This window comes from Photobacterium frigidiphilum (genome assembly GCF_003025615.1).
GTDB classification, from domain to species: Bacteria; Pseudomonadota; Gammaproteobacteria; order Enterobacterales; family Vibrionaceae; genus Photobacterium; species Photobacterium frigidiphilum.
The window spans coordinates 1-20,162 of record NZ_PYMJ01000058.1 but is presented as its reverse complement, the minus strand read 5'-3'; the positions used below and the strand labels follow the sequence as shown (position 1 = coordinate 20,162).

Annotated in this window: 23 protein-coding genes, 3 tRNA genes and 1 pseudogene; 7 read left to right on the top strand and 20 right to left on the bottom strand. The window is 43.1% G+C overall.

Translation table 11 applies throughout. From position 1 onward, the window contains the following. Positions 1 to 2: 2 nt before the first annotated feature. The 6 genes from C9J12_RS28320 to mutY all read right to left on the bottom strand — a co-directional run bounded on the left by C9J12_RS28320 (position 3) and on the right by mutY (position 3,294). Positions 3 to 78, bottom strand: a tRNA-Thr gene (locus C9J12_RS28320). A 50-nt stretch (positions 79 to 128) separates the two neighbouring features. Next, positions 129 to 204: transfer RNA gene (locus C9J12_RS28315), tRNA-Asn, on the bottom strand. Positions 205 to 263: 59 nt separating this feature from the next. Then, positions 264 to 339: transfer RNA gene (locus C9J12_RS28310), tRNA-Phe, on the bottom strand. Between the two features lie 218 nt (positions 340 to 557). Then, a complete protein-coding gene (mltC, locus tag C9J12_RS28305; protein ID WP_193944717.1) occupies positions 558 to 1,697 on the bottom strand; it encodes a membrane-bound lytic murein transglycosylase MltC in 1,140 nt (379 codons plus the stop codon). A gap of 115 nt (positions 1,698 to 1,812) precedes the next feature. Next, positions 1,813 to 2,085: an oxidative damage protection protein gene (locus C9J12_RS28300; RefSeq protein WP_107246465.1), complete on the bottom strand. Its 273-nt coding sequence runs from the start codon at positions 2,083 to 2,085 to the stop codon at positions 1,813 to 1,815. Between the two features lie 138 nt (positions 2,086 to 2,223). Further along, a complete protein-coding gene (gene mutY, locus C9J12_RS28295; RefSeq protein ID WP_107246463.1) occupies positions 2,224 to 3,294 on the bottom strand; it encodes an A/G-specific adenine glycosylase in 1,071 nt (356 codons plus the stop codon). A 62-nt stretch (positions 3,295 to 3,356) separates the two neighbouring features. On the opposite strand from mutY, the gene C9J12_RS31490 reads away from it, so the two are divergent. From C9J12_RS31490 to C9J12_RS28280, 4 genes are all read left to right on the top strand, one after another. Then, positions 3,357 to 3,491, top strand: coding sequence for a hypothetical protein (locus C9J12_RS31490; RefSeq protein ID WP_265416170.1), 135 nt, complete (start codon positions 3,357 to 3,359; stop codon positions 3,489 to 3,491). Between the two features lie 47 nt (positions 3,492 to 3,538). After that, positions 3,539 to 4,276 carry a tRNA (guanosine(46)-N7)-methyltransferase TrmB gene (gene trmB, locus C9J12_RS28290; protein ID WP_107246460.1) on the top strand — a complete coding sequence of 246 codons (738 nt, stop codon included), beginning with the start codon at positions 3,539 to 3,541 and terminating at the stop codon, positions 4,274 to 4,276. A gap of 158 nt (positions 4,277 to 4,434) precedes the next feature. Beyond that, positions 4,435 to 5,355, top strand: coding sequence for a glutaminase B (gene glsB, locus C9J12_RS28285; RefSeq protein ID WP_107246457.1), 921 nt, complete (start codon positions 4,435 to 4,437; stop codon positions 5,353 to 5,355). Positions 5,356 to 5,404: 49 nt separating this feature from the next. Continuing rightward, positions 5,405 to 5,815, top strand: a complete 411-nt coding sequence (locus C9J12_RS28280; protein WP_107246455.1) for a DUF2884 family protein — start codon at positions 5,405 to 5,407, stop codon at positions 5,813 to 5,815. A 79-nt stretch (positions 5,816 to 5,894) separates the two neighbouring features. Here the strand turns inward: C9J12_RS28280 and hemW are convergent, their stop codons facing one another. From hemW to C9J12_RS28245, 7 genes are all read right to left on the bottom strand, one after another. After that, positions 5,895 to 7,049: a radical SAM family heme chaperone HemW gene (hemW, locus tag C9J12_RS28275; RefSeq protein ID WP_107246452.1), complete on the bottom strand. Its 1,155-nt coding sequence runs from the start codon at positions 7,047 to 7,049 to the stop codon at positions 5,895 to 5,897. Further along, positions 7,049 to 7,642 (bottom strand): XTP/dITP diphosphatase, encoded by a 594-nt coding sequence (locus C9J12_RS28270; RefSeq protein WP_107246449.1) that lies wholly within the window; start codon positions 7,640 to 7,642, stop codon positions 7,049 to 7,051. Before C9J12_RS28270 ends, hemW begins: the two co-directional genes overlap by 1 nt. 199 nt (positions 7,643 to 7,841) lie before the next feature. Further along, positions 7,842 to 8,270: a DUF4426 domain-containing protein gene (locus C9J12_RS28265; protein WP_107246446.1), complete on the bottom strand. Its 429-nt coding sequence runs from the start codon at positions 8,268 to 8,270 to the stop codon at positions 7,842 to 7,844. 90 nt (positions 8,271 to 8,360) lie between these two features. Continuing rightward, on the bottom strand, positions 8,361 to 8,654 hold the full coding sequence (gene yggU / locus C9J12_RS28260; RefSeq protein ID WP_107246444.1) for a DUF167 family protein YggU: 294 nt from the start codon (positions 8,652 to 8,654) through the stop codon (positions 8,361 to 8,363). After that, positions 8,651 to 9,205: a YggT family protein gene (locus C9J12_RS28255; RefSeq protein WP_107246441.1), complete on the bottom strand. Its 555-nt coding sequence runs from the start codon at positions 9,203 to 9,205 to the stop codon at positions 8,651 to 8,653. The genes yggU and C9J12_RS28255 overlap by 4 nt, the downstream gene beginning before the upstream one ends. Before the next feature lie 9 nt (positions 9,206 to 9,214). Next, on the bottom strand, positions 9,215 to 10,033 hold the full coding sequence (proC, locus tag C9J12_RS28250; RefSeq protein ID WP_107246438.1) for a pyrroline-5-carboxylate reductase: 819 nt from the start codon (positions 10,031 to 10,033) through the stop codon (positions 9,215 to 9,217). A 48-nt stretch (positions 10,034 to 10,081) separates the two neighbouring features. After that, on the bottom strand, positions 10,082 to 10,783 hold the full coding sequence (locus tag C9J12_RS28245) for a YggS family pyridoxal phosphate-dependent enzyme (RefSeq protein ID WP_107246436.1): 702 nt from the start codon (positions 10,781 to 10,783) through the stop codon (positions 10,082 to 10,084). A 22-nt stretch (positions 10,784 to 10,805) separates the two neighbouring features. Between C9J12_RS28245 and C9J12_RS28240 the strand changes: the two genes are divergently transcribed. Both C9J12_RS28240 and C9J12_RS28235 read left to right on the top strand, forming a co-directional pair. After that, on the top strand, positions 10,806 to 11,843 hold the full coding sequence (locus C9J12_RS28240) for a type IV pilus twitching motility protein PilT (protein ID WP_107246433.1): 1,038 nt from the start codon (positions 10,806 to 10,808) through the stop codon (positions 11,841 to 11,843). A gap of 71 nt (positions 11,844 to 11,914) precedes the next feature. After that, positions 11,915 to 13,018 (top strand): PilT/PilU family type 4a pilus ATPase, encoded by a 1,104-nt coding sequence (locus C9J12_RS28235; protein WP_107246430.1) that lies wholly within the window; start codon positions 11,915 to 11,917, stop codon positions 13,016 to 13,018. A gap of 394 nt (positions 13,019 to 13,412) precedes the next feature. Here the strand turns inward: C9J12_RS28235 and ruvX are convergent, their stop codons facing one another. The 7 genes from ruvX to metK form a co-directional block, all read right to left on the bottom strand. Beyond that, positions 13,413 to 13,841 (bottom strand): Holliday junction resolvase RuvX, encoded by a 429-nt coding sequence (ruvX, locus tag C9J12_RS28230; protein WP_107246428.1) that lies wholly within the window; start codon positions 13,839 to 13,841, stop codon positions 13,413 to 13,415. Then, on the bottom strand, positions 13,838 to 14,401 hold the full coding sequence (locus C9J12_RS28225; protein ID WP_107246425.1) for a YqgE/AlgH family protein: 564 nt from the start codon (positions 14,399 to 14,401) through the stop codon (positions 13,838 to 13,840). Before C9J12_RS28225 ends, ruvX begins: the two co-directional genes overlap by 4 nt. Before the next feature lie 320 nt (positions 14,402 to 14,721). Further along, a complete protein-coding gene (gene gshB / locus C9J12_RS28220) occupies positions 14,722 to 15,678 on the bottom strand; it encodes a glutathione synthase (RefSeq protein ID WP_107246423.1) in 957 nt (318 codons plus the stop codon). 29 nt (positions 15,679 to 15,707) lie between these two features. After that, positions 15,708 to 16,439, bottom strand: coding sequence for a 16S rRNA (uracil(1498)-N(3))-methyltransferase (rsmE, locus tag C9J12_RS28215; protein WP_107246420.1), 732 nt, complete (start codon positions 16,437 to 16,439; stop codon positions 15,708 to 15,710). 173 nt (positions 16,440 to 16,612) lie between these two features. Next, complete coding sequence (locus C9J12_RS28210; protein WP_107246418.1) at positions 16,613 to 17,356, bottom strand: endonuclease; 744 nt, start codon at positions 17,354 to 17,356, stop codon at positions 16,613 to 16,615. 174 nt (positions 17,357 to 17,530) lie between these two features. Next, on the bottom strand, positions 17,531 to 18,013 hold the full coding sequence (locus C9J12_RS28205; RefSeq protein WP_107246415.1) for a SprT family zinc-dependent metalloprotease: 483 nt from the start codon (positions 18,011 to 18,013) through the stop codon (positions 17,531 to 17,533). 111 nt (positions 18,014 to 18,124) lie between these two features. Further along, positions 18,125 to 19,279 carry a methionine adenosyltransferase gene (gene metK, locus C9J12_RS28200; RefSeq protein ID WP_107246469.1) on the bottom strand — a complete coding sequence of 385 codons (1,155 nt, stop codon included), beginning with the start codon at positions 19,277 to 19,279 and terminating at the stop codon, positions 18,125 to 18,127. A 399-nt stretch (positions 19,280 to 19,678) separates the two neighbouring features. On the opposite strand from metK, the pseudogene C9J12_RS28195 reads away from it, so the two are divergent. Next, positions 19,679 to 20,162 (top strand): annotated as a pseudogene (locus tag C9J12_RS28195) (transketolase); the annotation flags it as partial.

The following is a 20,162-nucleotide window of genomic DNA, read 5'->3' as shown; positions in this document are numbered from 1 at the left end:
AATGGTGCCGACTACCGGAGTCGAACTGGTGACCTACTGATTACAAGTCAGTTGCTCTACCTACTGAGCTAAGTCGGCACACTAAATCTTTGTTGTCTTCAAGTTAACGTGCAACTCAAAAACGAATGTGGCTCCCTTTGCTGGACTTGAACCAGCGACATACGGATTAACAGTCCGGCGTTCTACCAACTGAACTAAAAGGGAATTATCTATTTCGTTGCTCGCACCGTATTTCTCATATTCTAACGAACAAGAAGAAATAATGGTGCCTCGAGGCGGAATCGAACCACCGACACGAGGATTTTCAATCCTCTGCTCTACCGACTGAGCTATCGAGGCAACGGAGCGCTATTAAACGGGTTTTAGGCTCTTTCGTCAACTTTTTTTTCGAGAAAAATCGAGCAAATGGTTCACGTGCTCGATTTTTGCTCGTTAAAGGCGTTATCTATACTAAGTTGATGCATTGAATACTGGATATTCGTATTTACCCTCAGAGAGGGAATAAGGTAAATGCTGTTGATAAATACCACAAATATCTCAATCTTTTTCTCAATTGCTTAAATTTTGCCTTGATTAAATTCTTTTTGGAATGCGGTCACTTTCTCTAAATAACGTCTTGCTTCTGCTTTTGGGTGTTTATTGGTCAGTGCCCAATACACCTGATTTGGCTGAAGGTTGTTTAAATCGTTCATTGCCCGTTTTCTATCATTTTTATTGAAGGTGTTAAGTACACCGCCAGCACCGCCGTTATACGCCGAAATCATACTGTAGTGCAGTGATGTCGGGTTCTTTACATCTTTTAAATAACGATTACGCAAAATATAGAAATAGGCTGTGCCCGTATCAATGTTACTTCTTGGATCAAATAAATATTCCGGACTCGGTATTCCAGGCTTCTTTTTGACGAGTTTAAAGACATCGGCGCCAGCTGTTTTGGGTATAACTTGCATTAAGCCATAAGCGTTGGCGTGGCTAACTGCGTAGGGATTGAAACTGCTTTCGGTTTTGATGATCGCATAGATCAGATCTTCAGGGATGCCGTAGCGACGAGAGGCATCTTTAATGATGCTCGCATATTTATAGCCTCGCTGTTCCGAGCTATTTGCAACCAAAGGGATCTCGACGTAATACGCTTGCTGATAGCGGATCTTTTTTTTCTTTAATTTGGTATTAATTAGGTGATCAGCAAATTGATTTGCACGCCAAGACCATTTAATCGGTTTACCGTCTTGATCTAAAACTTGCTCGTAGAGGAAGGGTTTACCTTTTAGCTCGATGGCCAGATCTGAATATAAATCGACCCCTGCTGGGTTATCGGGAGTGAGCAGGGTTGTGGTGATCGCTTCTTTTAAATGTTTTTCTGGTTCTGTTTTAGCAACGGTTTCGATAGTAACAATACCGCGATCAAAATCAACGTGCGCACGACTTTGATAGCTATCGGTATATTTAACGTATTGACGTTTACTGGACACTAAAGCGTTATCGTCGCCCCACTGGCGTTTGATCTTGCTATTGAATGATCCAATTAATCGGTTTAATTCAGCGGGATCTTTAGTGAACTGGCCGGGAAGCGAGGCCAAATTGTTCGCAAAGCGGTTAGTGGTGCTGTAGTCAACATCATATAGCTGCTCGATGAATTCACGACTACATCCGTTGAGCAAGAAGAGAGATAACAGTAAAAAAAGGCATTTATTCATAAGTAGGCAAACAGAAAGTGACATTATTGATAGTTAATTAACGACCAATGATGTCATTTTCTTTCTCTACCCGTAAACCTTTTAACCGGAATATATTAATAAACCGTGATGGGTATTACTTGCTTGGTGGCGTATAACCTTCAATGATCACATCTTGACCTTCAAATAAGAAGTTAACCATTTCGGTTTCAAGCAGCTTACGGTGATCAATATTCATCATGTTTAGTTTTTTCTCATTGATCAACATGGTTTGCTTACTTTGCCATTCTGCCCATGCTTCTTTTGAAATGTTGTCAAAAATACGTTTACCTAGTTCGCCAGGGTACAGTTGGAAATCGAGTCCCTCAGCATCTTTTTTCAGGCGAGTACAAAAAACAGTACGGCTCATTGAATGGCTCCTTAATCATGACCTAATGAGTACGCTGCTAGTTATACCAGAGTGTAACCCTAGCATCTAGGATAAGGCAGCGAAGAGGCGAAACTTGTGTGAAAAGGGCGATGAAAGCCCTCTTAAATACCACTTTTATTATAGTGTTTTAGGGTGATTAAGCTCGTAGCGCAGGCTTTCCAGTATTTGTTGTACTGGTGCTGCTAACCCTACTTTCGGTGGTGTGGTTAAGCTATACCATTGACCTTTCCCGCTTTCTTGAATCACATTCATCGGGCCGGATAATTGCATGCGAATTGGTACGATATCGAGGTGGTAGTGGCTAAAAGTATGGCGGAAAGCATGCAGTTGTTCTGTTTCAGCAATGTGGCTTTCTGAGCCAATACGCTGTGTGACTAAAGCTCTTAAATCATCGGTATCATGCTGTGGAAAGCACCATAATCCGCCCCATATTCCGACAGGTGGACGCTGCTCTAACCAGACTTCGTTGCCGTGTTGCAAAATAGCAAACCAGCTCTGTTTTTCTGGCATCACTTTCTTTGGCTTCTTACCCGGAAAGTCGGTTTGGCGCAGTTGTGCTTTTGCTTCACACATTGCTTCAATAGGGCACAGTTCGCATTTTGGCTTGCTGCGGGTACAAATCATTGCCCCCATATCCATCATTGCTTGGTTGTAACGCTCTACTCCTGAATCAGGTGTGTTTTTTTCTGCGATTTCCCACAATGCATTTTCTACTGGCTTTTTACCGGGCCAACCTTCTACGGCATAACAACGCGCTAATGTGCGTTTTACATTGCCATCTAAAATTGCGTGATGTTGCTTGAGTGATAACGACAGAACTGCTCCAGCCGTGGATCGACCAATACCGGGTAGGGCTTGCACCTGATCAATGTCTGTAGGGAACATACCATTGTGCTCAGATACGATAATTTGTGCGGCTTTATGAAGATTTCTAGCTCGAGCGTAGTAACCAAGCCCTGTCCAAAGGTGTAATACCTCATCTTGCTCGGCAGCCGCTAAATCTTGCACTGTCGGAAAACGTTCCATGAAACGTTCAAAATAAGGGATCACAGTGGCAACTTGGGTTTGCTGCAGCATGATTTCTGATAACCATACTTTATAAGGTGTTTTATTTTGTTGCCAAGGCAGTGTCTTACGACCAAATTTGTCGTACCACGCTAAAATGGCATCAGAGAAGGTATTACTCACGGACTTTACTCACTGTTGTTTGTTTAGCGTTGATAGGCGCTATTATAATTATTGAGTTTGATATGATTGCACTGATTTTTACTGGTTCTGGTAGTATGACGTTGGGCATTATTGAACTCAGTATGGGGCATGATTCCACCATAAACTTGCAGTTGTCGCAATCGATAGACTTGCACTTATGCCATAACTTTGGATAATGCCGTTCCGCTTAGTTTTTCTTCATTTTTAGTTTTAGGTATTTACCATGAGCGAAGTTTCAAAAAAGTCCGGCGATGTAACCGTGACTGAATTGACCGAAGACGGCAAACTTGTACGAAAGATTCGTAGTTTTGTTCGTCGTGAAGGCCGTTTAACCAAAGGCCAAGAGTCGGCTATGGATAACAACTGGTCAACAATGGGTATCGACTTTGCTCAGCAAATGCTGGACTGGAAAGAAGTCTATAACCGTGAAGCACCTATCGTGCTAGAAATTGGTTTTGGCATGGGCGCATCATTGGTAGAAATGGCCAAGAATGCCCCAGAGAAAGACTTTATTGGTATCGAAGTACACAGCCCTGGTGTGGGTGCATGTTTGATGGGCGCAGAAGAAACTGGCCTAACTAACTTACGTGTGATGTGTCACGATGCTGTTGAAGTGTTTGATTACATGATTCCAGATGGCAGCCTAGACACTGTTCAGCTGTTCTTCCCTGACCCATGGCATAAAACTCGTCACCATAAGCGTCGTATCGTTCAGCCTGCATTTGCTGAAATGTTACGTAAGAAGCTGAAAATCGGTGGTGTTTTCCATATGGCAACAGATTGGGAAAACTACGCAGAGCACATGGTTGAAGTGATGAATGCGGCACCTGGTTACAAGAATACAGCAACCGACGGCGACTATATTGCGCGTCCTGAAGATCGTCCGTTAACCAAATTTGAAGCGCGTGGCCACCGTTTAGGTCATGGCGTATGGGACATGAAGTTCGCACGTACTGAATAGTCTCAGTGTTGCTAAGGTTGTAATCTTTTCCGCTATCGCCCAGACTATTTGTCGACGCCGATATGGTTAGATGCAGTGCTTAAAGCAAACATAGAATAAATTGCATCATGCCTTTAAAGCCAACCTCGTGTTGGCTTTTTTGCCCTTGGAGAATAAGAATGAAGCCAACAAAAGAGTTGCTCGCTGGTATTTTGGATGAAGTGAGACCACTAATCGGTCAAGGAAAGGTCGCAGATTATATTCCTGCATTGGCCGGTATTTCTGCCACTAAATTAGGTATTGCCGTGTGTTATAACGATGGCGAAATCATCCAAGCCGGAGACACTCAAGAACGTTTCTCTATTCAATCAATCTCTAAGGTAATGTCACTCACATTAGCCATGAGCCTATATGAACCAGAAGAAATTTGGCGACGTGTTGGTAAAGAGCCTTCTGGCCATGCATTTAATTCGATGATCCAGCTTGAACTTGAAAATGGTATTCCACGCAATCCATTCATCAATGCTGGCGCGTTAGTGGTATCTGATTTATTGCATAGTCGTTTAGCTGCACCACAATATCGGATGCTGGAATTGGTCCGAAAACTGTCTTGTAATCCCCATTTAACCTACGACAAAGCGGTCGCAGCGTCTGAAATGCAGCACAGCGACCGCAATGCATCGATTGCGTATTTAATGCGTTCTTTCGGTAATTTTGAAAATGAAGTGATGCCTGTTTTAACCAATTATTTTAGTTATTGCTCACTAAAAATGAGCTGTGTTGATTTAGCTCGTACATTCAGTTATTTAGCAAATAAAGGGCTTCCTTTAGGCGCGAAAAAAACTATTATCAGCCAGACTCAGAGTAAGCAAATGAATGCACTGCTTGCAACGTGTGGATTATATGACGGTGCTGGTGAGTTTGCTTATCGTGTGGGTATGCCGGGCAAATCGGGTGTAGGTGGCGGAATTGTTGCTATTGTACCTGGTGAAATGTCGATAACGGTGTGGTCACCTGAGCTGGATCCTTCTGGTAACTCGTTGGCAGGCACAGCAGCATTAGAATTACTCGCCGAACGTATTGGGCGATCAATCTTTTAAAGAGCTGCGTCTTATTCATGTCGCAGGCTCTACGTTGTATAGGGATGGCATGAATATGATCTTTGCTAGAAATACTGCGCTAAAATTAACAATGCTGATATTTACTTTTACAGCAATGGTGACGCCTGTTTGGGCTTCACAATGTAACTTAACGTGGCATAACGAAGTGACTTTACAAGATGGCGCATTAACCCTAGATGATGGGCAACGTTTGTTTAAAGTGAAGCAGAATGGTCAGTTATATTTTGGCGTGCATAAAGTTCAGTTAAATACTGACCAACAACAAGCGCTAGTCAAATATCACCAAACCCTGACGAAAGATTTACCTTACCAACTTTCACATTCGCAGCTTATTGATGATGAATTGTGCCAGCGAGTTGTCAAAAGACAAACCCAAGAAACAGAGATCCAATCTCTGATCCCAGCGTTAAAAACGTGGCAAAGTGTGACCGTTTATTAGTAAAATCGTTTGCTAAACAGTTAACAACACGAGTATCTTGGCGCACTAAGAATACGCGTAAGATACTCGCTACTTTTTATTAATCCTCGACAAACGCTGCCAGTAAATCATTCAAGAACAGTTTACCGTGTTCGGTTATCTGCCATGTATCGCCAGTATCAATCAGATACTTTTGTTCCAATGCCCACTGAATATTTGTGTCGATGGTATCGAGTGATAGGCCTGTACGGTCACTATAATCTTGCTTTGGACATGCCTCAAGCAAGCGGAATCGATTCATGAAAAACTCAAACGGACGTTCTACTGCGTCGACTTGGGTTTCTTTATCTAAGTACGGCTTGGTTGGGTTTAAGTAGCCTCTTGGGTGCTTAACTTTTACAGTACGAGTTATGTTGCCGTTGGCAAAGCTGACTTTACCGTGTGCGCCACACCCAATACCCAGATAATCACCAAAGCGCCAATAATTCAGGTTATGGCGGCATTGTAAACCGGGCTTACTGTAGCCTGATATTTCGTATTGCACATAACCTGCATCCGCCAGTATCTGATGACCTTGCTCAAAAATATCCCATAAATCGTCATCATTAGGCAGCGTTGGCGGCTTAGAGTAGAACATCGTATTAGGTTCTATCGTCAGCTGATACCAAGATAAGTGCGGTGGATTTAGCGCAATGGCTTGCTTGAGGTCGTACATCGCATCATCAATGGATTGGTCGGGTAAACCGTGCATCAAATCGATATTAAAGCTGTTTAAGCCAGCCTCTGTTGCAAGCTTCGCGGCTTTGCGTGCTTCATCGCTACCATGGATACGACCAAGGCGGGTTAGCTTTTCATCTTGAAAACTTTGTACACCAATAGAAATACGATTAACCCCAACCTCTTGGTAAGCAACAAAACGTCCTGCTTCAACGGTACCAGGGTTGGCTTCCATAGTGATTTCGATATCGTGGCTGAATGGAATCCTTGCTTCAATGCCTTTCAGCAAACGACCGATTTCAGGTGGAGAGATTAAGCTAGGTGTACCACCGCCAATAAAGATGGAATGTAACGGACGAACCCCATCCTCTAGCTGATATTTTGCTAGATCGATATCTAAATCTTCGAGTAGGGCATCGATATAGTCGAGCTCTGGGATCTCGGCTTTTAATGCATGCGAATTAAAATCGCAGTATGGGCATTTTTGAACACACCAAGGAATATGCACATACAGGCTTAGAGGGGGTGGTACTAACATTATACGTCCTTCAGGGCTGCAAAGAGTTTTTGTAGCGCCTTGCCACGATGAGATAATTCTTTTTTACGTGTTGATTCTAGCTGTGCTGAAGCGCATTTATCTTCAGGTACCCAGAATACCGGATCATAGCCGAAACCATTTTCGCCTTGTGCTTCAGTCAAAATGCTACCTTCCCAACTTCCATGGCAGACTAAAGGTGTTGGGTCGTTTTCATGGCGCATCATTACTAATACACAGTGGAAACGAGCGGTACGTTGCTCTGCTGGCACGCCTTCCATATCAGCCAATAGCTTCTCAAGGTTTTGTTGATCTGTTGCATCTTCACCCGCAAAGCGAGCAGAATAAATGCCCGGTGCACCTTGTAGAAAATCGACTTCAAGGCCAGAATCGTCAGCAATGGCTGGTAAGCCCGTTTCTTTAGCGGCATGGCGCGCCTTGATGATTGCGTTTTCGATAAACGTGGTGCCAGTTTCAGCAACCGAAGACACATTGAAATCACTTTGTGCAACAACATCAAAACCAAAATCAGCCAGCAAGCTAGCCATTTCTTTTACTTTACCTTGGTTGCCTGTTGCTAATACGAGTTTGCTCATCGGTGTGCCTCTACGATGCTTAATGAAACGGAAAATAAGGGCGACATGATATACCTAAGCGCCTTACAGATGCGAGTTTCAACAGAAATTTATTAGCAGAGATAAAGTGAAGATTAAACCATGATAGGTAATAAAAAAGGAGCCAAAGCTCCTTAATATTGATTGTTATGCGATTACGCTATTTTTTCGTTGTTAGCATTTAATCAACGTAAAAGGTTTGCTCAAATTTAATTTCGCCATTAGTCCCATTTTGGAACACATCAATGGTAAATTTGAAACTCTCTTCATTGGCATGATTAAGTTCAGCTATGTAGTAAATAGCCTTACCTTCACGTACTTCACGAAAGGCGAGTTTTTTCTCTGTACCCAGTAAGTTCCGCGCCTTTCCAGATAGCTGTGCCGTCACTGCTGGCTTGCCTGTTGCTGACGTATCAAGCACGGTTACATTCACGACTGCTGAATATCGGCTACGTGTAATACGGTAAGTATTGGCGACTTCTGGCGTCAAAAATGTCGATGGAAAGCTTGAATAATGCACTTCAAGATTACCGATATTTTTGAGTTGTTCTGCTTGGGCTGGTAATGCGGTAAAGAGCATTGCCGACAATAAACATAGAATACGAATCATGACATTATCCTTTTAGATACCCACCTGATAATAAAAGACCGCAATTATCAGGTGGGTATTACAAACTTCCTTTAGTATAGCTGTAATGCCCTATAGCAACTCTGCGATCACCAGCGGGATTTCACGTGGGTTTTCAATGCGCACTTGTTTATGACGACCTTGCATTCCTTTCTCTATCAGCACTTGGCCTTTAGCGACGCGAAACTGTTTTGCCAGAAATTTACTTAAGTGTGCATTAGCTTTGCCATCAACGGGCGGTGCTGTAATCGCTATTTTTAGCTCTTCACCGTGCAAGCCAACGATTTGATCGCGGCTTGCTTTCGGTTGAATGTACAGGCGAATAAGTAAGTCATCGCCTGTTTTACTTACAGCACTTTGGCTCATAGTTGGAACCAAACCGGACCGATCAAATCACCCATCAGAAAGTTAGCGAACTGCAGGCCAAGAAACAGCACTAATACGCTTAAATCTAAACCGCCCATTGCCGGAATAACACGACGGATAGGCGCTGTTAGTGGTTCTGTTAGTTGATGCATAACGAATTCAATAGGGTTACGACCTTGGCTTACCCAGCTAAGGATGGCACGAAGCAGTAGAATCCAAAATAGAAGGCCACCAGCTGCTTTTAGCAGAGATAGTGCACCAATCCATAAGAAGTCAGGACTAAATACAATGCCGCCATTGAGTGCTAATTGCAGTGTTAAAAATTTACCAATACTTAGCACGTAAGCGAAAATTAATGTCGCTAAGTCAAAACCACCGATAGGCGGAATCATACGGCGAAGTGGTGCAACAATAGGTTGCGTTGCTTTCACTACAAACTGAGAGAACGGATTGTAGAAATCAGCACGAGCCCATTGTAGCCATATTCTAATTAACACGACCATAATGTAGAGGTCGAAAACAGTACTTACTAAAAAACCAAGAGAGTTCATATATTAACCTTAAAACAGTTTTTCCATTTCTTCAGCGCGAGATACCGCAGCACGCATTGCTTTGGCTACGATATCACTAAGTTGGTGTTCGTTAAATGTGCGAATGGCTTCTGCCGTTGTTCCACCTTTTGATGTTACTTGCTCGCGCAAGGTCGATAATTCAGTCTCGGGGTTCGCCTTTACTAGTTCTGCTGCCCCTAATGCGGATTGCTGAACGAGTAAACGTGCTGTATCGGCATCGAAACCTTGTTTAATCGCTTCTTTTTGCATTGCTTCCATAAAGAGAAAGAAATAAGCCGGTGCACTGCCTGCTGCTGCGATCACACCGTTAATGCCAGATTCTTGTTGCACCCAACAGGCTTCACCCACTGCTTGCATTAATTGTTCGGCATAGACTTTATCATTTTCAGATACACTTTGTGATGCGAATAGGCCACTCATGCCTTTACCGATCAATGACGGCGTATTTGGCATCACTCGAACAAGATTAAGCTCGGTATTTAGCATTTCATTTAAACGAGAAGCAGAGATACCTGCTGCAATTGAAATGACTAATTTATTTGAGAAGTCGATATCTTGCAGTGCATGACAAACGCTTTCCATTAACTGGGGCTTAACCGCAAGCACAATAACATCAGCTTGTTGCGCGGCGCGTAGGTTATCGGCGTCGGTATGAATACCATAATCACGCGCTAAAGGTTCACGACGCGCTTCGCTAGGGGCGGTTGCGGTAATTTTATTGGCTGGGTAGCCACTTGCAACTAACCCTGCAATGATTGAACGCGCCATATTGCCTGCGCCAATGAAGGTGATCGAGCGTTGTTCCATGAAAAATCCTTATTAAATAAGTAGAGAGGGCGAGTTTCTCGTCTCTCTCTACGTGTAATCACGCGCACCGAAAATCGCAGTACCAATGCGTACTATTGTACTGCCAGCTGCGATGGCGGCGTCCATATCACCGCTCATACCCATCGATAATGTGTCGATCTGCGGGTATTTAATGTGTAATTGTTGTTGTGCATCCGCCAGTAATTTAAAGGCCGTATATTGGCTGTCGTAACTGTCGGCTTTCTGTGGAATCGACATTAGACCACGTAAGACCAAATTGGGCATGGTTGCAATCTCATCCGCTAAAGCAGCTAAGTCAGTAATATTAATGCCTGATTTGCTCTCTTCACCGCTGGTATTGACCTGTAGCAATATATTCAGAGGTGCCATACTTGATGGGCGTTGCTCGTTGAGCCTTCGCGCCGTTTTAATACGATCAACCGAATGCACCCAATCGAAATGCTCTGCAATTGGGCGTGTTTTATTGGATTGTATTGGACCAATAAAGTGCCAAACAATCTCTTCAGCTTGTGCATGGTTTGCAAAATACTGCACTTTTTCAACGCCTTCCTGCACGTAGTTTTCACCAAATGCACGTTGACCCACGGCAATTGCATCATCAATTGCCGCGATTGGTTTTGTTTTACTTACCGCCAAGAGTTGCACGGAATCTGTTGTTCGACCGCATTTTTCGGTCGCAGAAGTTATCTGACTGATGACCTGTTCAATATTTTGTTTGATACTACTCATAATTGATTCTTGAGGAAAAGTTATGGATATCACAGAACTACTGGACTTTAGTGTAAAGCATAATGCGTCAGATCTGCACCTTTCTGCGGGTGTACCACCAATGATCCGTGTTGATGGTGATGTTAGAAAACTCAGCCTACCAGCTTTAGACCATTCAGAAGTACACCGTTTAGTGTTCGACATTATGAACGATGCACAGCGCCGTGAATACGAAGAAAGGCTTGAAGTCGATTTTTCATTTGAATTACCTAATGTAGGTCGCTTTCGTGTGAATGCGTTTCATCAATCACGTGGTGGTGCAGCAGTATTTCGAACGATTCCCGTTGCTATTCCCACCCTTGAATCACTTAATGTGCCCGATATCTTTTATAAAATTGCGCAATGTCAGCGTGGTTTAGTTTTGGTAACTGGGGCGACTGGTTCAGGTAAATCCACTACGATTGCCGCCTTAGTGGATTACATTAATGAGAATACCAATAGCCATATCTTAACCATTGAAGATCCGGTGGAATTTGTTCATACCAGTAAGCGTTGTTTGATCAACCAGCGTGAAGTACACCGTGATACGCACAGTTTTCACAATGCATTACGATCTGCCTTGCGTGAAGATCCCGATGTGATTGTGGTGGGGGAATTACGCGATCAAGAAAGCATTAGTTTGGCACTGACAGCTGCTGAAACAGGGCATTTAGTATTAGGTACTTTGCACACCAGCTCTGCGGCTAAAACCGTCGATCGTATTATCGATGTATTTCCTGGTAATGATAAGGACATGGTACGTTCAATGCTGTCTGAATCGTTACGTGCCGTGGTATCACAAAGTCTACTTAAAAGTGTCAATGGTGGGCGAGTTGCCGCGCATGAAGTGATGATCGCCACCCCCGCGATTAGAAATCTGATCCGAGAAAGCAAAGTCGCGCAAATGTATTCAATGATCCAAACGGGATCGTCTATGGGCATGCAAACCATGGAACAAAGCGTCAAAATGCTGGTGGCACAAGGTACTGTTGATTCTGAAGAAGGGCGTCGTATCGTCAATGGTGCATCATCAATCATGTAAACATTATATTGTGTGAGGTTTATTGATGTGAATAAACCTTTACTATTGGAATTTTAAACGAAGGAACGAGAATGAAGCTGCAAGATATTCTCAATGAAGTCGTCAGCAAAAAAGCATCGGATTTATATATTACTGTTGATTCACCTTGTCTATTACGTATTGATGGTCATCTGCATGCATTAGGTGAAGAATTAATGCGTGAAGGGGTTGATGCATTGTTTGATGAAGCGATGGATCGAGAGTTATACCAAGAATTTGTTACAACACGTGAAGCCAATTTTGCATTAGTACGTGATGATATGCGTTTTCGGGTAAGTGCATTTTGGCAGCGTGAATTACCGGGCATGGTCATTCGTCGAATTGAAACCCATATTCCAGATTTGACGGATCTCAATTTGCCTATTGATATGCAAAGAATGGCGTTAGCAAAGCGTGGTTTAGTGCTTATTGTGGGCGCGACAGGCTCGGGTAAATCGACCTCAATGGCGGCAATGACTGGCTTTCGAAATAAAAATAGTAGCGGCCATATTTTAACGGTAGAAGATCCCATTGAGTTTGTGCATAAGCATGATCGCTGCATCGTCACACAGCGTGAAGTGGGTTTAGATACAGAAAGCTATGAAGTTGCACTAAAGAACTCACTACGCCAAGCACCAGATATGATTTTAATTGGTGAGGTACGCACACCGGAAACCATGGAATACGCAATGAACTTTGCTGAAACCGGACACCTGTGTATGGCGACGTTACATGCTAATAATGCCAATCAGGCACTGGAAAGAATTCTACATTTAGTGCCGAAAGAGCGCCGAGATCAGTTTTTATTTGATCTGTCATTAAACCTTAAATGTATTTTGGCACAACAGTTGATCCCAGATGCACATGGTATTGGTCGGCATGCGACATTTGAATTATTGCTGAATACGCCACGCGTGGCGGATCTTATTCGTCGTGGTGAATTACATGAGATCAAAGATGTAATGGCGAAGTCAGGTGAATCCGGCATGATGACGTTTGATCAATCACTTTATCAATTGTTTAGTGAAGGAAAGATCACCGAGCAAGATGCACTCCACCATGCGGATTCTGCGAACGATCTACGCTTGATGATCAAAATTGGGGATCAAGCTAAGATGGGCGGTAGTGCGTTAGACGGTGTAACCGTTGAATTGTAATAGACAGCTGTAGAGTAGTGATGATCCTAAAGCTATAAGTGCTACTAATAATCATAACTACATGTAAATAAAGGATTGTAGTGAGAGTTAAGATCCTCGCGTACAGCTTGTATAGCTTTTGGGTTACAGTAGCCCAAAAGCTGTACAAGCTGATCAAGCCCAGCAAACACTGGATCTTTATCTTCAGATTATTGATCAGTTTTTAGTGAGATAGGCTTGCGCTGTTTTTTATATGAAAAGCTGTACAAGGTGATCACATACTGTATTTAAAGCTGCTTATATCGATGATGATCAAAGTGGGGGCGAAGACTGAATAGTGTTTATGCAGTGGATATATGACGGGCGTTATGCGGAAGAGGTGAGTACCGAAATGTTATTCGATACTCATATTTATTTAGCCGTATTGGCGTTCAAACCAACTTTCTAAAATAATGACTGCAGATTGTGAATCGATATTGCCTTTACTTAATGCACGGTATCCACCGTGTTCAAATAACTCTGCCTTTGCTTCAACAGTACTCAATCGTTCGTCATGTAATTCAACGACACAGCCGAATCGACCGTGTATACGATTGGCGAATTTTTTAGCGCGAGGTGTAATGCTCTCAAGTTCTCCACCTTTTAAATCGAGGGGAAGGCCAACAACAACTAAATCGGGTTGCCATTCTTTTAGGATTTTACCAATGTCATCCCAGTTTGGAATGCCATCTTTTGCTTTAAGTGCAGCTAAAGGGTTTGCTGTACCTGTTAGTTCTTGACCGATTGCAACACCAATACTTTTTGTGCCGTAATCAAATGCTAATACACTGCGTGAGTTACTCATGCATGTCCTTTTTCGATCGAAAGGTTGGCCGGGTTGATACCTAAGCGGGCGACGGCTGTATTCCATCGCTCATTAATAGGGGTTTCAAAAATCACTTCAGCGTCGGCTTCCATCGTTAACCAACTATTTTCTGCTAGCTCTTGCTCTAATTGCCCGGCAGACCAGCCTGCATAACCTAATGCGACGATGAATTTTTCTGGTGCTTCGCTAGTCCCTAGTAACGGTAAAATATCTTGTGATGTTGTTACCGATAGCTCATCGTTAATGCTAATGCTCGAATCAAACTGACCTTTGGGCTGGTGCAAAACAAAGCCTCGGTCTTCAGAAACAGGTCCGCCGTTTAATACTGCTTGCGTTAGGCTATCAGGATTATTAACCGGAAGATCACGTTCAACCTCAATCTGTTCAAGCATATTGCCCACGGATATTTCAATCGGTAAATTAATGACTAAGCCCATAGCACCTTCTTCATTGTGCTCACAAACATACACCACACCACGTTTAAAATGTGGGTCTTGCATGCTAGGCATGGCGACTAGAAAATGGTTGGTTAAATTCATAGATCACACCGACAGCTAATTGAAAAACATGATTCTCTATCTACAGTATGCAGAGTATTTTAGGGAATTGGTATTCGGGTCTGTTGATCTTTCAATATTGTCGTTGTTAAGAGTAAAAATTCTTCAGACAAGGTACGAAGAGAGGTTGAGTTAGCCTAATTGAGCTTAGAGGAACGCAGTCTTGCCATTTTTAAACATCTACATTGTTTATGCGAAGGTAAGATATAAATGAAGATGGCTGTATGATCTCTGCTCTTATTTAAATAAGAGCAGAGACTCAATGTGTTATTAGGCTCTGTTGAAAGACCAACGCGCTTTAATTACACAGGTTTATTTTGTAATCGACGCTCGATTGCATCCATTAGCTTACCTGTAATCGAAATATCGAAAGCGGCTTCGATTTCACGAATACACGTTGGACTTGTTACGTTAATTTCCGTTAATTTGTCACCGATAACATCCAATCCAACGAAGATAAGCCCTTTTTCTTTCAATACTGGCGCAACGGTTTCTGCAATCTTACGATCGGTTTCACTGATAGGACGTGCTTCACCACGACCACCAGCAGCTAAGTTACCGCGCGTTTCACCTTTAGCGGGAATACGTGCTAAGCAATATGGCATTGGCTCGCCATCTACCACCAGAATACGCTTATCACCATTGCTGATATCTGGCACGAATGTTTGCGCCATACAATAGGTTGTGCCCATTGCTGTAAGGGTTTCAATAATCACAGATACATTCGGATCGCCTTTCATCACACGGAAGATAGAAGATCCGCCCATGCCATCTAAAGGTTTCAGGATCACATCACCGTGTTCTTGGTGGAATGCTTTCAGTTTATCAGCACGACGAGTAACCAATGTTGTTGGGGTTAGCTCTGGGAACCATGCTGTAAATAGCTTTTCATTACAATCACGTAGGCTCTGAGGTTTGTTTACGATCAGGGCGCCTTCGTTTTCTGCACGCTCAAGAATATAAGTCGCATAGATATATTCAGTATCGAACGGAGGATCTTTACGCATTAGTACTGCGTCTAAATCTGATAATGCGATTTCTTGTTCACTTTGGAATTCAAACCAACCGTTTGGATCTTCTTTTAAGCTAACAACACGAGTACGAGCAACGGCTTTGCCTTGTTCTAAAGACAAGTCGTTCATTTCCATATAGTGGATTTCCCAACCGCGACGCTGTGCTTCCATCATCATGGCAAAGCTGGAATCTTTTTTAATGTTGATAGACTCGATTGGGTCCATCACGATGCCCAGTTTGATCATTTGTATCTCCTAATCTGTCGTTGGCTTGGTTAACCTAAATCACCAAAGCGTACTTGAAGTGCTGTAATCGCTGTCATGGCTGTTGTTTCGGTACGAAGTACACGTGGACCAAGCAAGATTTCATCGAACTTGTATTGCTCTGTCATGCTAATTTCTTCAGCAGACAAACCGCCTTCCGGACCAATAAGCAAGCGTACTTTCGTTACAGGCTCAGGCAAAGTATTGATTGAGTAGTTTGCTCGAGGGTGTAGATTCAGTTTTAGACCATCGTACTCTTCAGCACACCAGTCTTCTAGTTTCATTACTGGGCGGATTTCAGGAATCACATTACGGCCACATTGCTCACAAGCAGCAATCACAATTTTTTGCCATTGTGCTAGTTTCTTCTCAAAACGCTCGGCATTGAGTTTTACGCCACAACGTTCTGAAATCAGAGGAGTGATCGTCATAACGCCCAGTTCAACGGATTTCTGGATGGTAAATTCCATTTTCTCACCACGAGAAATCACCTGCCCTAGGTGGATATTAAGCGGAGATTCAATGCTATTTTCATTACGGCACTGAATATCAACTTCAACATTTTTCTTGCTGGCTGCGCTGATAACGGCTGGAAATTCAGCATCGCTACCATCGAACAACAGCACTTCCTGACCCACTTGCATACGCATAACACGCCCAACGTGATTGGCAGCGTCATCGCTTAACATTACCTTACCTTGTGAAGGTAATAGTTCAGGGTGGTAAATTCGGGGGATTCTCATGGCGAGGTTGATAACCTGTAATAATTTAATGTTCTTGCGTGAATATTAACATGGATGCGAGAAGAGCGAATTACAAGGTTGAGTGTAAATGAAAGTATCCATACATAATGGATCTTGAGTAACGAGAGATCTCGTTACTCAAGTAATGCTAAACGATTAATGATACCAAAAGACTAGTAACCCGCTTTATTACAGGCTTGAAGCACAAAACTGTTGTGATTGTCTTGAATGTTAGCAATCCGACGGTCACGTTCACATTCCCATGTACTTATTGGATATTGTCGGTTCCATGCTTCCATTAACTGACGTTGCTGACTAGATAGCGCCATTTTATATTCTTGGTTCATGTACAAATAGGTACGTGCAATAGCTCCACGTGATTGCTCGGGTGGATCGGCCCGGCGATTTTTGAAATCAATTTTCATGTCACACTGGCCATAAAAAGCGCCGTTATTGCCATTCCACGGTAAGAATGCGTAGTTAGAGCGATCGCCATTCACTTCACCAACCGCTGGTGTTAAATTATGAAGATCGGCCTGCATAGAACGGTAGGTTGGGTTTATTTTTGTGGCACAAGATCGGCCTTTATAGGCTTTACCTTTGCTGTTCACACATTGAGGGTGACCTTCACGCCATTCGACAAACGCTCGGCCAAAGTTTTCGGCTGGTACCACGTGCTCCCACTCTATTCGATTAGCTCGTTTTTCTTGTTTGCGAACCTCGTAACCACAACTAGCAAGATCAGGCAGCCCTTTCTTACCTTGCCATGTAATAGCACAGCCGCAATAGAAGCTGGTGGGGTGATCTTGATAGATCTCAACGGCGAGACGTTTCGCTTTACTGAATGAAGAAGGGGGAGCTGCTATGGCTGTTGTTGGCAATAGTAGGATTACTAGCCATGTAAAAGGTATTTTCATTGGATATCCTGCGCTGAAAATCAGTCTAACAAGCTTATCAATATCCAATTATTTTAGAAGCACTTCACTGTTTTTATTATTGTTAATTACATCTCTTGATCAACAATCACAAGTATAAGAACGAGATTTATCTATTTTTATCTGAGGTCGCTTTATACCGTATCTAGATTGAGATTATATCTTTGGCGACAATGCTTGGCGGCACAGGGTGCAGTGATAAAGGGTTTGTTGGCGGACAATTTTATTATGGCGGCGAATACTCAGGTGATGATCGCGACAGGCGCAACGATAAAGAAACGTTGAACCGCGCACTGATGAAATATCAAAACTGTGGGTGGTGCGAGCAGGAATACCAAAGACTTGAGTCATCATCGTTTGCCACTCTTTACCATGTGGTCGAACACGGCCAAACAGTTTAAAGGTGAGTAAGTGGGCGACTTCATGAGGCACAACTTCATTAATAAATGCCTCTGGATTTTCAGCGAGCAGCACTGGGTTAAAACGTACTTCCCACGGTGAATAGCGAGCACTGCCTGCAATTTTTCCACGTTGTTTAAAGCTGACAACGGGCATATCCAATGACTGGTTTAATTTTTTTTCAGCAAGAGCAATACAATCGCGAGTTTTATTAATAACTTGAGTGTGAAGAGGGGACATGCACTTTTCTTTCGCTGGTAATGGGTTGAAGGTTTTAAAGATTGTACGCTAATTTTTAAACATAAAAAAAGGAAGCCGAAGCTTCCTTTTCTTGAACTATGTACGCTTGGCTTACTTAAAGTTAGCGAAGTCGCGTAGCATTTCAACTTTATCAGTCGCTTCCCAAGGGAATTCTTCACGACCAAAGTGACCGTATGCTGCTGTTTTCTTGTAGATTGGCTGAAGCAGGTCAAGCATTTCGATTAGGCCGTATGGGCGTAAGTCGAAGTTTTGACGAACAGCATCAACAATGATGTCATGAGACACTTTTTCAGTACCAAACGTTTCAACCATGATAGATGTTGGATCTGCAACACCAATAGCGTATGAAAGTTGAATTTCACAACGCGAAGCTAAACCTGCAGCAACAATGTTTTTAGCAACATAACGTGCTGCGTAGGCTGCTGAACGGTCAACTTTTGATGGATCTTTACCAGAGAATGCACCGCCACCGTGACGTGCTGCACCACCGTATGTATCAACAATAATCTTACGACCAGTAAGACCACAGTCACCCATAGGGCCACCAATAACAAAACGACCTGTTGGGTTGATGAAGAATTTAGTTTCTTTAGTCAACCATTCTGCTGGTAGTACAGGCTTGATGATTTCTTCCATTACTGCTTCTTGCAATACGGGTAGATCAATACAATCGCTGTGCTGAGTTGAAAGAACCACAGCATCGATACCAACAATTTTACCTTGGTCGTATGCGAATGTTACCTGACTTTTTGCATCTGGACGTAACCAAGGTAGTGTACCGTTTTTACGGACTTTAGCTTGACGTTCAACTAAACGGTGCGCATACGTAACAGGGGCTGGCATTAGCACGTCTGTTTCGTCTGATGCGTAACCAAACATGATACCTTGATCACCAGCGCCTAGTTCGCGCGGATCTTCACGGTCAACACCTTGGTTGATGTCTGGAGACTGCTTACCGATTGCACTTAGTACGGCACAAGAGTTTGCGTCAAAACCCATTTCAGAGTTTACGTAGCCGATTTCACGAACCGTCTCACGTGTAATTTCTTCGATATCAACCCATGCAGAAGTGGTGATTTCACCGCCAACCATTACCATGCCGGTTTTTACGTAAGTCTCACAAGCAACACGTGCTTTTGGGTCTTGCTCTAGAATTGCATCCAAGACTGCATCTGAGATTTGATCTGCAATTTTATCTGGATGACCTTCTGATACAGACTCAGAAGTAAACAGGTGTTTTGCCATGAGTATTCTCACTTCATTAACATTGATTGATAAGCGATAGCTCTGGTGAATACTTGCTTGTAAATCATTACAAGGCATACACGGATATACGTTTGTATGTATAGAGCTACCTCCGTCTAGACGGCTATAATACTCGAAGTAGTTATAAAATCAACAGCGCGAAGAGTAAGGTCATCTTTTTAAGAAGAAGCAAACGTTTCCCTTAACTGCTTTTATTTACAGTGGCTTAGTCGTGCTGATTTTCAGCCTATTGATAATAGGCTAATTTTTTTCAGGAAAACGATTGCAGTAAGGGGGCTGTCTTTGCGACAATACCCGCCCGCCGAATCATGGTTAATTGGTCGCATTTGTGTTGACCGATAACTTAAAATATACAGTCTACTAATTTCTGGAGCAGACATGTCTTCACGTAACGCTAATTCTCGTAAAGAGCTGGCAAATGCAATCCGTGCCCTAAGTATGGACGGTGTTCAACAAGCTAACTCTGGCCACCCTGGTGCACCAATGGGTATGGCTGATATCGCTGAAGTACTGTGGCGCAGCCACATGAACCACAACCCACAAAACCCACAGTGGGCTGATCGCGACCGTTTCATTTTGTCAAACGGCCACGGTTCAATGCTAATTTATTCTCTGCTTCATCTAACAGGTTACGATCTGTCTATTAGCGACCTGAAAAACTTCCGTCAACTTCATTCTAAAACACCGGGCCACCCTGAATACGGTTATGCACCGGGTGTTGAAACAACAACAGGTCCACTAGGCCAAGGTATTACTAACGCGGTAGGTATGGCGATTGCTGAAAAAGCAATGGCAGACCAATTCAACCGTGACGGTCACGATGTTGTTGATCACCATACTTACACCTTCTTAGGTGATGGCT

What these genes read in the sequence shown, in the direction of transcription:
- C9J12_RS28240 (WP_107246433.1), top strand. Translation starts at nt 10,806, where the DNA reads ATGGATATCACAGAACTACTGGACTTTAGTGTAAAGCATAATGCGTCA.
- C9J12_RS28270 (WP_107246449.1), bottom strand. Translation starts at nt 7,642, where the DNA reads ATGAGCAAACTCGTATTAGCAACAGGCAACCAAGGTAAAGTAAAAGAA.
- C9J12_RS31490 (WP_265416170.1), top strand. Translation starts at nt 3,357, where the DNA reads ATGATTGCACTGATTTTTACTGGTTCTGGTAGTATGACGTTGGGCATT.
- C9J12_RS28210 (WP_107246418.1), bottom strand. Translation starts at nt 17,356, where the DNA reads ATGAAAATACCTTTTACATGGCTAGTAATCCTACTATTGCCAACAACA.
- metK (WP_107246469.1), bottom strand. Translation starts at nt 19,279, where the DNA reads ATGGCAAAACACCTGTTTACTTCTGAGTCTGTATCAGAAGGTCATCCA.
- C9J12_RS28245 (WP_107246436.1), bottom strand. Translation starts at nt 10,783, where the DNA reads ATGAGTAGTATCAAACAAAATATTGAACAGGTCATCAGTCAGATAACT.
- rsmE (WP_107246420.1), bottom strand. Translation starts at nt 16,439, where the DNA reads ATGAGAATCCCCCGAATTTACCACCCTGAACTATTACCTTCACAAGGT.
- C9J12_RS28225 (WP_107246425.1), bottom strand. Translation starts at nt 14,401, where the DNA reads ATGAATTTAACCAACCATTTTCTAGTCGCCATGCCTAGCATGCAAGAC.
- C9J12_RS28255 (WP_107246441.1), bottom strand. Translation starts at nt 9,205, where the DNA reads ATGAACTCTCTTGGTTTTTTAGTAAGTACTGTTTTCGACCTCTACATT.
- ruvX (WP_107246428.1), bottom strand. Translation starts at nt 13,841, where the DNA reads ATGAGTAACTCACGCAGTGTATTAGCATTTGATTACGGCACAAAAAGT.
- gshB (WP_107246423.1), bottom strand. Translation starts at nt 15,678, where the DNA reads ATGATCAAACTGGGCATCGTGATGGACCCAATCGAGTCTATCAACATT.
- trmB (WP_107246460.1), top strand. Translation starts at nt 3,539, where the DNA reads ATGAGCGAAGTTTCAAAAAAGTCCGGCGATGTAACCGTGACTGAATTG.
- mltC (WP_193944717.1), bottom strand. Translation starts at nt 1,697, where the DNA reads ATGAATAAATGCCTTTTTTTACTGTTATCTCTCTTCTTGCTCAACGGA.
- C9J12_RS28235 (WP_107246430.1), top strand. Translation starts at nt 11,915, where the DNA reads ATGAAGCTGCAAGATATTCTCAATGAAGTCGTCAGCAAAAAAGCATCG.
- C9J12_RS28265 (WP_107246446.1), bottom strand. Translation starts at nt 8,270, where the DNA reads ATGATTCGTATTCTATGTTTATTGTCGGCAATGCTCTTTACCGCATTA.
- C9J12_RS28280 (WP_107246455.1), top strand. Translation starts at nt 5,405, where the DNA reads ATGAATATGATCTTTGCTAGAAATACTGCGCTAAAATTAACAATGCTG.
- glsB (WP_107246457.1), top strand. Translation starts at nt 4,435, where the DNA reads ATGAAGCCAACAAAAGAGTTGCTCGCTGGTATTTTGGATGAAGTGAGA.
- C9J12_RS28300 (WP_107246465.1), bottom strand. Translation starts at nt 2,085, where the DNA reads ATGAGCCGTACTGTTTTTTGTACTCGCCTGAAAAAAGATGCTGAGGGA.
- yggU (WP_107246444.1), bottom strand. Translation starts at nt 8,654, where the DNA reads ATGAGCCAAAGTGCTGTAAGTAAAACAGGCGATGACTTACTTATTCGC.
- proC (WP_107246438.1), bottom strand. Translation starts at nt 10,033, where the DNA reads ATGGAACAACGCTCGATCACCTTCATTGGCGCAGGCAATATGGCGCGT.
- hemW (WP_107246452.1), bottom strand. Translation starts at nt 7,049, where the DNA reads ATGTTAGTACCACCCCCTCTAAGCCTGTATGTGCATATTCCTTGGTGT.
- C9J12_RS28205 (WP_107246415.1), bottom strand. Translation starts at nt 18,013, where the DNA reads ATGTCCCCTCTTCACACTCAAGTTATTAATAAAACTCGCGATTGTATT.